This window comes from Micromonospora sp. DT15, assembly GCF_049841475.1.
Classification (GTDB): domain Bacteria; phylum Actinomycetota; class Actinomycetes; order Mycobacteriales; family Micromonosporaceae; genus Micromonospora.
Window position 1 is genome coordinate 106,307 of record NZ_JBNCKJ010000006.1, and the last position, 12,480, is coordinate 118,786.

General features: G+C 73.4%; 10 protein-coding genes. 1 reads left to right on the forward strand and 9 read right to left on the reverse strand.

Features of this window, described 5'->3' with window-relative positions:
* Positions 1–43 precede the first annotated feature (43 nt).
* From alaS to ACLQ3F_RS15175, 6 genes are all read right to left on the reverse strand, one after another.
* Positions 44–2,722: an alanine--tRNA ligase gene (gene alaS, locus ACLQ3F_RS15150; protein WP_425849445.1), complete on the reverse strand. Its 2,679-nt coding sequence runs from the start codon at positions 2,720–2,722 to the stop codon at positions 44–46.
* Positions 2,719–3,024 carry a hypothetical protein gene (locus ACLQ3F_RS15155; RefSeq protein ID WP_091401860.1) on the reverse strand — a complete coding sequence of 102 codons (306 nt, stop codon included), beginning with the start codon at positions 3,022–3,024 and terminating at the stop codon, positions 2,719–2,721. Before ACLQ3F_RS15155 ends, alaS begins: the two co-directional genes overlap by 4 nt.
* 30 nt (positions 3,025–3,054) lie before the next feature.
* Positions 3,055–3,519 carry a DUF948 domain-containing protein gene (locus ACLQ3F_RS15160; protein WP_124823092.1) on the reverse strand — a complete coding sequence of 155 codons (465 nt, stop codon included), beginning with the start codon at positions 3,517–3,519 and terminating at the stop codon, positions 3,055–3,057.
* Between the two features lie 149 nt (positions 3,520–3,668).
* Positions 3,669–4,364, reverse strand: coding sequence for a hypothetical protein (locus ACLQ3F_RS15165; protein ID WP_425849809.1), 696 nt, complete (start codon positions 4,362–4,364; stop codon positions 3,669–3,671).
* 2,438 nt (positions 4,365–6,802) lie between these two features.
* Positions 6,803–8,341 (reverse strand): replication-associated recombination protein A, encoded by a 1,539-nt coding sequence (locus tag ACLQ3F_RS15170; RefSeq protein ID WP_425849446.1) that lies wholly within the window; start codon positions 8,339–8,341, stop codon positions 6,803–6,805.
* A 74-nt stretch (positions 8,342–8,415) separates the two neighbouring features.
* Positions 8,416–8,628 carry a hypothetical protein gene (locus tag ACLQ3F_RS15175; protein WP_124855015.1) on the reverse strand — a complete coding sequence of 71 codons (213 nt, stop codon included), beginning with the start codon at positions 8,626–8,628 and terminating at the stop codon, positions 8,416–8,418.
* A gap of 140 nt (positions 8,629–8,768) precedes the next feature.
* Here ACLQ3F_RS15175 and ACLQ3F_RS15180 point away from each other — a divergent pair, with 140 nt between their 5' ends.
* Positions 8,769–9,509 (forward strand): GNAT family N-acetyltransferase, encoded by a 741-nt coding sequence (locus ACLQ3F_RS15180; RefSeq protein WP_425849448.1) that lies wholly within the window; start codon positions 8,769–8,771, stop codon positions 9,507–9,509.
* A gap of 35 nt (positions 9,510–9,544) precedes the next feature.
* Here ACLQ3F_RS15180 and ACLQ3F_RS15185 read toward each other — a convergent pair whose 3' ends face one another.
* The 3 genes from ACLQ3F_RS15185 to ACLQ3F_RS15195 all read right to left on the reverse strand — a co-directional run bounded on the left by ACLQ3F_RS15185 (position 9,545) and on the right by ACLQ3F_RS15195 (position 12,387).
* Entirely contained in the window at positions 9,545–10,831 is a 1,287-nt protein-coding gene (locus ACLQ3F_RS15185; protein ID WP_425849449.1) for an MFS transporter, read from the reverse strand.
* Positions 10,832–10,886: 55 nt separating this feature from the next.
* Positions 10,887–11,486 (reverse strand): ArsR/SmtB family transcription factor, encoded by a 600-nt coding sequence (locus tag ACLQ3F_RS15190; RefSeq protein WP_425849451.1) that lies wholly within the window; start codon positions 11,484–11,486, stop codon positions 10,887–10,889.
* Positions 11,487–11,574: 88 nt separating this feature from the next.
* Positions 11,575–12,387 carry a sugar nucleotide-binding protein gene (locus ACLQ3F_RS15195; RefSeq protein ID WP_425849453.1) on the reverse strand — a complete coding sequence of 271 codons (813 nt, stop codon included), beginning with the start codon at positions 12,385–12,387 and terminating at the stop codon, positions 11,575–11,577.
* Positions 12,388–12,480 lie beyond the last annotated feature (93 nt).

Genomic DNA, 12,480 nt, shown 5'->3' on the forward strand with positions numbered 1-12,480 from the left:
AGGGCGGACCAATCGGCCCGCCCTGACTCACAGTGATGATCGGTCACGCTTCAGTAATCGCCTTCTCGACGGTGAGCAGCAGGTTCGGCGCCTCGGCCGCGGGCAGACCGCCGCCCTGGGCCAGATCGGGGCTGCCACCGCCACGCCCGGAGAACGCCGCCTTCACCAGATCCGACGCGGCCAGGCCCCGGCTGCGCGCCGCCGCGTTGACCGCGACCACCAGGGACGCCTTGCCGTTCGACCGCGCCGCCACCGCGACGACCGCCGGCCGCGCCGGGTCGATCTTGCCGCGGATCTCCTGAGCCAGGGTGCGCACATCGTTACCGGCCGCGCCCTCCGGCGCCTCCGTGCCCACGTACGCGACCCCGCGCACGTCCTTGGCCTGCGCCGCGAGCGCCGCCGCGCCACCCAGCACCAACTGGGCACGCAGCTTCTCCAGCTCCTTCTCGGCGTCCCGAAGCTGGGTGACGGTCTGCTCCACCCGGTCGGCGACCTGATCGTTGGGCACCCGGTACAGCTCGGCCAACCGGGAGACCAACAGGTGCTCCTTGGCCAGGAAGCCGAAGGCGTCCATGCCGACCAGCGCCTCCACCCGGCGGACACCGGAGCCGATCGACGACTCGGAGAGGATCTTCACGAGGCCGAGTTGGGCCGAACGGGCCACGTGCGTGCCGCCGCACAGCTCCCGGGCGTAGTCACCCACCTCGACGACCCGCACCTCCTCGCCGTACTTCTCGCCGAAGAGCGCCATCGCCCCGATCCGCCGCGCCTCGTCCAGCGACGTGATGAAGGCGTGCACTTCCAGGTCGGCCAGCAGCACCTCGTTGACCTGCTGCTCCACGTCACGTAGGACGCTCGGCGACACCCCGGTCGGGGTGTTGAAGTCGAACCGGAGCCGGCCGGGCGCGTTCAACGACCCCGCCTGGGTGGCCGACTCGCCGAGGAAGTTCCGCATGGTCTGGTGCACCAGGTGGGTGGCGGTGTGCGACCGGGAGATCGCCCGACGCCGAGTCGTGTCGATCTCGGCGAAACCGGCCTCGCCGGCACGCACCTCACCCCGGATCACCCGAGCCCGGTGCACGATCAGGCCGGGCACCGGCTGCTGCACGTCGAGCACCTCGACCTGCCCGCCACCAACGGTGATCATGCCCTGGTCAGGCTGCTGCCCACCGCCCTCGGCGTAGAACGGGGTGGTGTCCAGCACCAGCTCGATGGTGTCACCCTCGGTGGCCGCCTGGCGCGGACCGTCGGCGCCGAGCAGCGCCCGCACCGTCGACTCGCGGGACACCTCGCTGTAGCCGGTGAACGTGACCGGGCCACCCGCGTCGAGCACCGACCGGTACGCCGACAGGTCCACGTGCCCGGTCTTGCGCGCCTGCGCGTCCGCCTTCGCCCGGGTCCGCTGGTCCGCCATCAACCGGCGGAACCCCTCGTCGTCGACGGTGAGACCCTGCTCGGCCGCGATCTCCAGGGTCAGATCGATCGGGAAGCCGTACGTGTCGTGCAGCTGGAACGCCTTCGCCCCGGACAGAGAGCTGCCACCCGCCGTGCGGGTCTCCGCGATCGCGGTGTCCAGGATCGTCGTACCCGCCCGCAGGGTGGACAGGAACGCCTCCTCCTCCGCGTACGCGTAGTCGGCGATCCGGTCGAAGTCGGTCGCCAACTCCGGGTACGACGGGGCCATGCAGTCCCGCGCCACCGGCAGCAACTCGGGCAGCGCCCGCTCCTGCCAGCCGAGCAACCGGATCGACCGGATCGCCCGACGCATGATCCGCCGCAGAACATAGCCGCGACCCTCGTTCGACGGGGTCACCCCGTCGCCGATCAACATCAACGCCGTCCGCACGTGATCCGCGATCACCCGCAACCGCACGTCGTCCGGGTGCGACTCACTCGCCACGTGCCCCGAGTGCGCCCCGTACCGCTTCCCGGTCAGCTCGGCCGCCCGCGCCAGGATCGGCCGGACCTCGTCGATCTCGTACAGGTTGTCCACACCCTGCAGGATCGACGCCATCCGCTCCAGGCCCATGCCCGTGTCGATGTTCTTCGCCGGCAGGTCACCCAGGATCGGGTAGTCCTCCTTGTTGGTGCCCGGCCCGCGCTCGAACTGCATGAACACGAGGTTCCAGTACTCCATGTACCGGTCCTCGTCGACCGCCGGGCCACCCTCACGCCCGTACTCCGGGCCCCGGTCGTAGAACAGCTCCGACGACGGACCACACGGCCCGGGAATGCCCATCGACCAGAAGTTGTCCGCCTTGCCCCGACGCACGATCCGCTCCGCCGGCACACCCACCGACCGCCAGATCTCGTACGCCTCGTCGTCGTCGAGGTAGATCGTCGGCCAGATCCGCTCCGGATCCAGCCCGTACCCACCCTCGGCGATCGGCTTCGTGGACAACTCCCACGCCAGCGGAATCGCACCGGCCTTGAAGTAGTCACCGAAGGAGAAGTTGCCATTCATCTGGAAGAACGTGCCATGCCGGCTCGTCTTACCGACCTCGTCGATGTCCGGCGTGCGGATGCACTTCTGCACACTCACCGCCCGCTGGTACGCGGGCGTCTGCTGACCCAGGAAGTACGGCACGAACTGCACCATGCCGGCATTGACGAACAGCAGGTTCGGATCGCTGATGGCGGGCAGCGGAGCGGACGGCACCACGGCGTGCCCATTCGCCTCGAAATGCGCGAGGTACCGCCGCTTGATCTCCGCCGTCTTCATCGCTGGTGTTCCTCCGGAAAGATTTCTCGATCGCCGATTCGCGGGTCTTCCCGCAGATCGGCGAACTTGTCGTCGAACGCCTCGCCCTGGGCGAACGCGTGGTGGATCTCCTGCTCGCGTTCGGCCATCCCGACCCGGACGTCCTCCACGAAACTACGCAGGGACTCGACGAGCCCGCCAGCGGATTCCGTCAGCGAGCTGGCGATACCCGCCGGCGTGTACGCCTGCGCGGTCCGGGTCGCCTTGCGGACCACGATCACACCGACGGCCACCCCGATGCCGAGCCAGAACAAGCGCCTCATGTCCCGCTACCTCCTGGTGCGCCGGGCCGGTCAGCTGTTGCCGCGTCGCGCGGCCCGTCGCTGCTGCTTGATGGTGTCGCGTACCTCGCGCTCGGTCTCGGCGTGCCGGCGGCCGGCGGCGGCCTTCCGCACGCCGTAGCCGAACGCGGCCACCTTCACCAGGGGGTTGGCGGCCGCGGCGGAGACCACGGTGGCCAGGTTGGCGACGTTGGCGGTGACGTTCTGCGCGTGGCTGGTCATGGTGTCGACCTTCGCCAGCTGGAGGTTCACACCGTCGAGCGAGATCTGCACCTGCTCCAGCGCGGTGTTGACGTTCTTCACAGTGGTGTTCACGTCACCGAGCAGCGGTGCGGTCCGATCGTTCAGGTCGTTGATCATGCGGGTGGTGGCGTCAACCGTGTGCCGCAGCCGCAGGATGGGCAGCGTCAGGATGAGCACCAGCACCGCGAACGCGGATGCCGCGATCAGCGCCGCTATCGCTCCAATGTCGCCCACGCCTGTCCTCCTCAAGCAGAGTTCCGCAGGACCCGACGTCCCCGGAACGCACAACCATGCCACCCGTACCGGCCGCCGAGCCGTCGGCGCTCACCGGTAGCGGGCGTGCCCGCCAGCCCCAGACCCTACCGTCCGTGATGGAGACCGGCTCAGGACGGTGAGGGTGTCAGCTCACCCAGCGGATCCGCACTGACCGTCGGGAACGGATCCTCACCGGTCAGTGACGGGTCGGTGGTCGGCTGCGGCCTGGTCCGCTCATCGTCGATCGCATTGCGCACCTTCACCGACACCAACGAGCCGGTGCACTCGGTCGCAGCGGCCGACGGGTCGCCGGACGGCACGGTCGCCGGCTCGCCGTCCACCGGCGGCGGCACACAGGTCGGCTCACGTACCCACAGGTCGAGGGTCAACTCGTCGCGACGCCAGCAGGTGTAGCTGCCCTTCGTCTCCTGCTCCGGGCAGCGGCTCACCTTCCACGGCTGCCACCCGTCCCGCCGCAGCGCGTCCTCGTAGACCTGCGCCGTCTCCTTGGGCGCCTTCTCCGAGGTCACGGTGCGCTCACGCAGCCGGCAGTCGAGCAGGCACCAGCGGCTGCCGCTGACGTCGTCGACCGTCTTCGCGGCCGCCCAGCCGGGCACGCCGAGCTGGTCCAGGTTGTCGAAGACCGGGTCACGGCTCAGCGTCCGGAGCCCGAAGAAGAGCGGCACCGCGCCGAGCAGCACGACGCTGACCAGCACCAACACCGCCGCACGCAGGCGACGTCGTTCACGGGTCTGTCGGCGTTCCTCGGAACGGGCATTCGGTGCGGCGTCGTCGTCCGGCGCGTCCTGACCGGCCGAGCGCAGCGCCGGCCCGTCGGAGGGCTCCGGTTCCGGGCGGTCCACCGGTCCGGCCGCGGCGGGCACCGCGGCGGCGGCGCGGGCCACGCCGACTGGCTCGCCGGCGCGTCCGGGCGGCGGCACGGGCGCGACACCGCTCGGCTCGGCACGGCCGGGCTCCCGATTCGGCGGCAGGGCGCGGCCGGCGGCGCGGTCGGCCGGCATGGGTCGCCCGGCCGGCGCAGCACCACGGGCCGGGCCGGGCTCACCGGGCCGGCCGTCGGCTGGCGGCTGCCCGCCGGGTGGGCGGACAGCGGCACGAGCCGGACCATCTGGACGGGTACGCGGCGGACCGTCCACACCCGGCGGCACGGCGGCACGAGCCGGACCATCCGGACGGGTCGCGTCCGGGGGTGCCGCATCGCCACCCGGGCCGGGACGCGGTGGGCCGTCGGCGCCACGGTGCCCGGTACCGGGTGCCGGCGCGTCGCCCGGAACGGGGCGGGCCCGCCCGGGTGGGACGGAGCGGGCAGCGCCCCGAGCAGCGGGACCGACGCCGGGTCGACCGCCGGCGTAGGGGTCGTCGCCACTGTCGCTCGCGGTCCCCGGTCGACCGGGGACAGCCGTACCGTCAGGGCCGGGCTCGGCCGGTCCACGTCGTCGTCGGCCGGTCGGATCCGGGGCGGGCGGTGCGTCCGGGCCGGGCCCCGCCACGGCACGGCCGCGCCGAACAGTGGGGTCCGGAGTGGGGGGCACCGCCGCAGCGCCCCGCCCACGGGCGGGCCGGTCACCGGGCGGCGAGGGGTAGGTCAGGGCCTGCTCTCCGGTGGATCCCGACCCGTCGGGCCGGACGGCGCGACGACCGGTCGGTGCGTCCGCGCCGGGGTCGACCGGCGGGCCGGCGGGCCGGCGGGCGGCGGTGTGTTCCGCGGCCGGGTCGGGCACGGCGAGCCGACCGGACGCCTGGTCGGTGAGGTCTACCGGCCCGGTGGGCGGCGCCGGACGGCGTCCCCCGGCCGGCGGACTGCCGTCTCGACGGTTGACCACTCGCAGGGCGGGGTCGGTGTGTGGCAGGCGGCCGGCCTGGCGCAGCCAGTCCGCTGGCCGCTCCGGCCGATCTGGGCGGGGTTCGCCGCTGGGCGGCGTTCGGCGTTCCGGTTCATCGGAGACAACCCGGCGGCGACCGGTGCCGTCGGCGGGGCCGGTGGTGGGCAGGGCGCCACTGTGCGCGCCGGTCGCCTCGGGCACCGACGACGCGTTCCCCGAGCGGGGCACGGGTGGCGCGTTCCCCGAGCGGGGCACGACCGGCTCGTCGGGTTCCGCGGCGCGGCGACGCCCGCCGGCTGTCGGACGGGCACCCTCGGACGCGCGCCCGGCGGGTTCGGGTGCTCCGGGGTCGGCCGGGCCCGGACGACGCCGGGCGGTACGCGGGTCACGGTCGATGGCGGGGTCGGGCCGCAGGCCGTCCGCTGCCGACGGCACGACGCCAGCCGGCGCACCGTCGAAGCGGGCCGGCCCGGGGGCGGCGGAAGCACCGGCGGCCCGCGTCGGGTCGGGTGCCGAGCCGGCGGCGCGGCGACCGGCGGGCGGGCCGCCGGCGGGAGGCCGGGCACGGCCGGGTTCGACCGGTTGCTCCGGGCCGGGTCGGCGGACCGGCGGACCGGCGTCCGGACGGCGCAGCGGCGGCATGGAGTCGGGTTGACCGCCGGGTGCGGCGGGGTCCTGATGACGGCCCGGCGGAACAACGGCGTCCGGACGACGGGCCGGCGAAGCGGCGGCGTCCGGGCGACGACCGGCCGGGGGGCCCGAGGTCGGTGGGCCCACGGGTGGGCCGGGAGGGGCGGCCGCACCGCGCGGACGGGCCGGGCCGCCGGGCGCGTCGGGTGCCGGACGAGGCCCCGCCGGGCCGGCCGGGTCACCCCCGCCCGGGCGAGCGGGGGGCGGGGACTGTGGTACGGCAGCGCGGGCGCCGGGCACCGGCTGAACGCCTCGGCGTGGCGGCTGCCCGGCTGCGGGGCCGGCTGCGGGCGGCCGGTTGTCCGGGCGACGACCCGCTGGCGGCGTCTCCCCGGGCCAGGGCCCGTCGACCGGTCGACGGCCGGCGGCACCGCCCGGTTCACTCTGACGCGGAGCCGGCGGCGCCGAGGGCTCCGGCGCACTGCCGCGCGCACCGGGCGGCTCTCCCGCCGTACGCGGGGCGGCGGGTTGTGCCGGAGGCCCGGCCGGGTCTGCCGGCGGCATACCCCCGCGGGGCCGGTTCGGCTCCGCCGGAGCGCCGTCCGGGCCCAGCTCGGTGCGTTGCTGCTTGGCCGAACGAAGATCGTCGATCCAGCCGAACTCCTCGCCGGCGACCGGCTCCTCCGGCTCGGGCTCAGCAGCCCGGCCGCGACCCCAACGGCGGGTCTTGGCGCGGGGATCGCGCCGCTCGTCCGGGCCCTCGTCCGGGCGGTCCCCACCACGCGATCTCACTGTTGACCCTCTCCTGCGGCGTCGGTGCCGCTGTCCTGCATCGTGCCGGGGGCATCCGTGCCCGTCGTCGGACGGGCGGCCCCCGGGGATAGCGCTGGCGCGGTCTGCGCCGTTACGGACGGCTCGGATGTCGGCGTCTGCGGGCGCACGGCCGGAGCCGGCAGACCACGCACGATCCGGCGCAGCAGCGGCAACCTGGTGGCCACCGACCGCTCCGCGCCGTGCGGGCTGGGCTGGTAGTAGTCGGTGCCCACCAGGTCGTCCGGGACGTACTGCTGGGTGACCACGCCGCGCTGGTCGTCGTGCGGGTAGCGGTAGCCGGTTCCGTGGCCCAACCCTCGGGCGCCGGAGTAGTGCGCGTCGCGCAGCCCTCGCGGCACCGGGCCACCGCGACCGGCCCGGACGTCGGCGATGGCGGCGCCGATGGCGGTGGTGGCCGAGTTCGACTTGGGCGCGGTGGCCAGGTGGATCACCGCCTGGGCGAGGTTGAGCTGTGCTTCGGGCAACCCGACGTACTCGACCGCGTGCGCGGCGGCGGTCGCCACGCTCAGCGCACCGGGGTCGGCCATGCCCACGTCCTCGCTGGCGAAGATGACCAGGCGACGGGCGATGAATCGGGCGTCCTCACCGGCGACCAGCATGCGGGCCAGCCAGTGCACCGCAGCGTCCACGTCCGAGCCGCGCATGCTCTTGATGAAGGCGCTGACCACGTCGTAGTGGGCGTCGCCGTCGCGGTCGTAGCGCACCGCCGCCACGTCGACGGCCTGCTCGGCGGTGGCGAGGTCGATCCGCCCGCCGCCGAGGGCCGTCGCGGAGGCGGCCGCCGCCTCCAGGGCGGTGAGTGCCTTACGGACGTCACCGGCGGCCAGCCGGACCAGGTGATCCTCGGCCTCGGTGGTCAGCACCAGCGCGCCGTCCAGGCCACGCTTGTCGGCGACCGCGCGGCGCAGCAGGCCCCGCACCGCCTCGTCGTCCAACGGTTGGAGGGTGAGCAGCACGCACCGCGACAGCAGCGGTGAGATGACCGAGAAGTACGGGTTCTCGGTGGTCGCCGCCAGCAGGGTGACAGTGCGGTCCTCGACGGCGGCGAGCAGCGAATCCTGTTGGGTCTTGCTGAAGCGGTGCACCTCGTCGATGAAGAGCACGGTCTGCGGGCCACCGGAACGACGCTGGCGGCGAGCCGCCTCGATCACCGCCCTTACGTCCTTCACGCCGGCGGAGAGCGCCGACATGGCGACGAAGCGGCGGTCGGTGGCCCCGGCCACCAGGTGCGCGATCGTGGTCTTGCCGCTGCCCGGCGGGCCCCAGAGGATCACCGACATCGGAGCCCCGCCGGAGACCAGCTGCCGCAGGGGTGCGCCGGGAGCGAGCAGGTGCTCCTGCCCGACCAACTCGTCGAGGGTCACCGGGCGCATCCGGACGGGCAGGGGCGAATCGTCGGCCACCGCGGTGAAGCCGTCGACACCGGCGGGACCGTCGGGCGCGCTGCGCGACCCGGCGGGTTCACCGAGGGAGAAGAGGGCGTCGGACTCCATCACGAAGACAGTACCGGGCCGGGCCCACGACGCCGGAATCGCGCCGCGGGCCCGCCACCGGTGATCGGTTCCGGTCAGCCACGCCCGGGGCGACGGCCCCGGTACCAGCGGCCGCCGCCACCGCCGCGCGGGCCGCTGCCCACGCCGGCCAGGTAGAGCGAGAGCAGAAGCAGCCCGATGAGTACGAGGGTGTTCCAGTTGAACAGGTCCGGCGCTCCGAAGTCGGTGCCGAGCAGGTCGAGCAGCAGAGCAAAGCCAAAGACGATGGCCGCGAGAATGGCGAGCATGTCGGTCCTCCGGTGGGGGTTCCCAGTAGGTCGGCGCGTGATGTACCCAATCGGTCGACTCGCCAATCTCCACGGTGGAGGTGGCCACGCCGCGACGGCCCGGCGGAGGCATTCGCCCCCCGGCTCCTAGGCTGGACCACATGATCATCGACGACCAGGTGCTCCAGGACCGGAGCGCCGTCCTGGCCGCCGTCGGGCACCACCCGTTCGCCCGGCACGCCCTCGGACGGGCCGGGCCGGTGCACGCGTACCAGCGTGGCGGTGCCGTGCTGTGGGTGGTGCCGCCGGGACACGGGCCGGCCGGCTGCGCGATCGGCCCGGCCGAGCCGGCGCTGGAGATCTGTGTCGCCCTCGCCGCCGACGGGATGTTCCAGTCCGGACAGCACCTGCACCTGCCTCGACACGATCGCGGTCTGCTGGTCGACCGGCTGGCGGTGACCGAACACAGCGACTGGGACTTCCACTGGACCGACACGGCGCCGCCGGCGCCGCCGGACGAACAACCAGTGGTCCGCCTCACCGCCGCCGACCAGCCGGCGCTGGCGGCACTGGTCGAAGAGTCGTTCCCCACCAGCACCTCGCGGCCGGGCGACCCACGGGTGGTCGACTGGTACGGCATCTGGGCCGACAACCGGTTGGTGGCGTGCGGCGCGGACCGCAGCCAGGGGGACATCGGCTTCCTGGCCGGCCTGACCGTCGCCCCCGACCAACGTGGTCGGGGGCTGGGCGCGTCCCTGACCGCCGGGATGACCCGGGCGCTGCTGGCACGTCACGACCTGGTCGGGCTCGGCGTCTACACGCACAACGTCGGTGCGGGGAGGCTCTACCGTCGGCTCGGCTACACCAACACCCTCCCGCTCAGCTCGATCCGCCTCGCCTGACCGGCCCGCCGTCCGGCCAGGCGAGGGGGCTATCGCTAACGGTCGGTGGCGGGCACAGGGACCGCGGTCGGCTCGACGGCCGGGGCGGCCCGACGGCCGGCCAGCCAGGCGGGCAGGTAGAGCGGGGCGGCGACGGCCAACACCACAGCGCCGACCACCATCGCGGTGCTGACGCTGGTGGCGGCGGCGAGCGCGGTGAGCACCACCCCGCCGAGCGCGCCGGCCGGTTGCGCCATCATCGAGTTCAGCGAGAGCACGCTGGTCCGGTACGGACCGTCGACCTGCCGGTGCAGCAGCCCACTGTGCAACGGGTTGGACGCGCCGTGCACGGCGTAGCAGGCGAGGTAGGCCACCAGCACGCCGACCGGCCCGGCGAACAACCCCATCCCGACCACAGTCACGCCCTGCAGGACGCGGAGCAGGGCCGCACCCGGAGCGGCGCCGAACCAGCGCAGCAGCAGTGGGGTCAGTGCCGCGCCGGCGGCCGAGGCGAGCCAGGCGGCCGAGTTCGCCGGCCCGAGCAGCACCGCGGCGCGTTCCGGATCACCGATCACCTCGGCGAGTCGCACCGGCAGCAGCGACTCGAAGGTGACCATGCCGAAGCCCCAGAACAGCTCGACGGCCACCAACGCCAGCAGCACCCGGGAACGACGCAGCAGCCCGACGGCCTGACTGATCATCCGGGGCGCCTGGACCACCGAGGCCCGCAGCGCCGCGACCCCTGTGGCCGGCCGCTCCTCGACCAGCAGCACCACGAGCGCGACGAGCGCCGCCGCCTGCGCCACGATGGCGGCCAACACGGGCACCGTGAGCGCGGTGACCGGCCCGATCGGGCCGAGCGCGATGAGACCACCGCTGACCAGCGCGCCTCCGCCGATGGCGCCGCCGACGACGGTACCGGCGTAGCCGAGGCCACGCTCGTACTCGGCCTGCGGATCGGCGGCCAGGGTGGCGTCGACGTACCAGGACTCCAACGGGCCGCTGTCCAACGCCCGGTAGATGCCCTGCAGCGCCCAGACCACGAAGAACAGGGCGAACGAGTCGGCCACCGCGAACAGCGCGAGGGAGACAAGGTTGATCACCCCGGCGGCGAGCAGCACCGGTCGACGACCGAGAGCGTCGGCGAACCCGCCGGTGGGCAACTCCAGCGCCAGCACCAGCAGCCCCTGAGCCGTGCCGACCAGGCCGATCTGCGGCAGCGACAGGCCGCGCTCCTGCATCAGCAGGATCATCACCGGGATCATCAGACCCGTGGGCAGCCAGCGCAGGCCGTAGAGCGTGAGGTAACGACGCCGAACCTGACGTACGGTCAACGCGCTCACAGTGCCTCCTCGATTCGCGACTGCTGGGCCGGCCCGACCGGCGCGCTGCTCGCGTTCACCATCGCTGGTCCAGACGCGGGAAACCGGCCAGGAAGACGTGCACGGGCTTGACGTCCGGGGCGTCGCGGACGGCTTCGTCGCGGTAGCGAAGGAGCACCGCCAACAGGTCGTCGTTGAGCGCACGCAGTCGGGCAGGGTCGAGCGGCAGCACCATGTCGCCCATCCCCGCGGCGTCGCGCCAGGCGGAAGACTGAGTGTGCTCGACGGCCATCCACCGCTCGGCCAGCTCACCCATCAGCCGCACCTGGTCGGCCTGGATCCACTGCACCGCGGCGCGGGCGTCCGGGTCGTCGTCGAAGTCGGTGGGCTCGAAGTGGCTCATGTCGTGCGCGGCCTGCCACCATCGCTGCCGACCGGCGCCCCGGTCCGGATCCTCGGCCACCAGCCCCACCTCGGCGAGTTGCCGCAGGTGGTAGCTGGTCGCGCCGGTGTTGGTGCCCAGTTTCTCGGCGAGGGCCGTCGCGGTGGCCGGGCCGTCGATGCGCAGCGAGCCGAGCAGCCGCATCCGTAGTGGGTGGGCCAGCACCCGTACCTGCCGCGCGTCCAGATCGACGCGGCGGGGCTCGGCGCGCTTGTCGGGTGGGGAACTCTCCATGAGTGCACACTATCTCTGCACACTTCTTGTGCACAAGAGTTGTGCATAAGAAGTGTGCACAGGTGCTGGGTCGGCGGGAGTGCCGTTCTCAGTACGCCAGGAGTTCGCGCACCCCGCGCAGCCGGGTTCGCAGCAGGCCGGTCGCGCGAGAGGAGTCCAGGCGGACATCCAGCGGTCGGACCACCCCGGTGGCCGCGCTGGTGGCGGTCTTCAACCCGGCCGCGTCCAGGCCGTCCCGGCCGGCGACCAGCAGACCCAGCTCGGCCCGGCTCACCGCGTCGGGACCGGCCACGTTGAGCAGACCGGCGTACGACGAGACGACCAGCTCCAGCACGGCGTCAGCCAGGTCGGTGACGTCGATCGGGCAGCGCAGCTCGTCGCTGAACAGGGTGGCCCGGCCGGCGAGCGCGTCCCGGCAGAGCTGGATCTGTTTGCTGCCCTCCCCCAGGATCAGGGAGGTCCGCACCAGCGCCGCGCCCGGGTCGATCGCCCGTACGGCGGTCTCAGCCGCCGCCTTCGCGGCACCGTACGCATGCACCGGCGTGGGTGGTTCGTCGTCGGCGTACGGCACGGGTCGTCCGGCGTGCAGCGCATCGCTGGACACGTGCACCAGCCGGGCGCCCGCCTCGGCGGCGGCGACCGCCACGTTCGCTGCCCCGTCGGCGGTGACCGCCCAGTCGCCGTACCGATACGGGGTCCCGACCACGGCGTCCGGCCGCACCTCGGCGACCATTGCGCGCACGGCGGACCGGTCGGTCACGTCCAGCCGTCGTGCCGCGACCCCCGGCACCGCGATCTCACCGGAGTGGAACGTCCCGACAACGGAGAACCCGGCGCTCAGGCCCCGCCGACAGACCTCTCGCCCGAGTAACCCACTACCCCCGACAACAAGCACCCGCATCTGAGCCCACTCCCCCGTAGACGATCAAGAGGTTTGCGTCATCTCGCGGGGCGATGATGACGCAAACCTCTTGATCAACCAAGCGAAGGGCGA

What these genes read in the sequence shown, in the direction of transcription:
- ACLQ3F_RS15180 (WP_425849448.1), top strand. Translation starts at nt 8,769, where the DNA reads ATGATCATCGACGACCAGGTGCTCCAGGACCGGAGCGCCGTCCTGGCC.
- ACLQ3F_RS15175 (WP_124855015.1), bottom strand. Translation starts at nt 8,628, where the DNA reads ATGCTCGCCATTCTCGCGGCCATCGTCTTTGGCTTTGCTCTGCTGCTC.
- ACLQ3F_RS15170 (WP_425849446.1), bottom strand. Translation starts at nt 8,341, where the DNA reads ATGGAGTCCGACGCCCTCTTCTCCCTCGGTGAACCCGCCGGGTCGCGC.
- ACLQ3F_RS15190 (WP_425849451.1), bottom strand. Translation starts at nt 11,486, where the DNA reads ATGGAGAGTTCCCCACCCGACAAGCGCGCCGAGCCCCGCCGCGTCGAT.
- alaS (WP_425849445.1), bottom strand. Translation starts at nt 2,722, where the DNA reads ATGAAGACGGCGGAGATCAAGCGGCGGTACCTCGCGCATTTCGAGGCG.
- ACLQ3F_RS15155 (WP_091401860.1), bottom strand. Translation starts at nt 3,024, where the DNA reads ATGAGGCGCTTGTTCTGGCTCGGCATCGGGGTGGCCGTCGGTGTGATC.
- ACLQ3F_RS15195 (WP_425849453.1), bottom strand. Translation starts at nt 12,387, where the DNA reads ATGCGGGTGCTTGTTGTCGGGGGTAGTGGGTTACTCGGGCGAGAGGTC.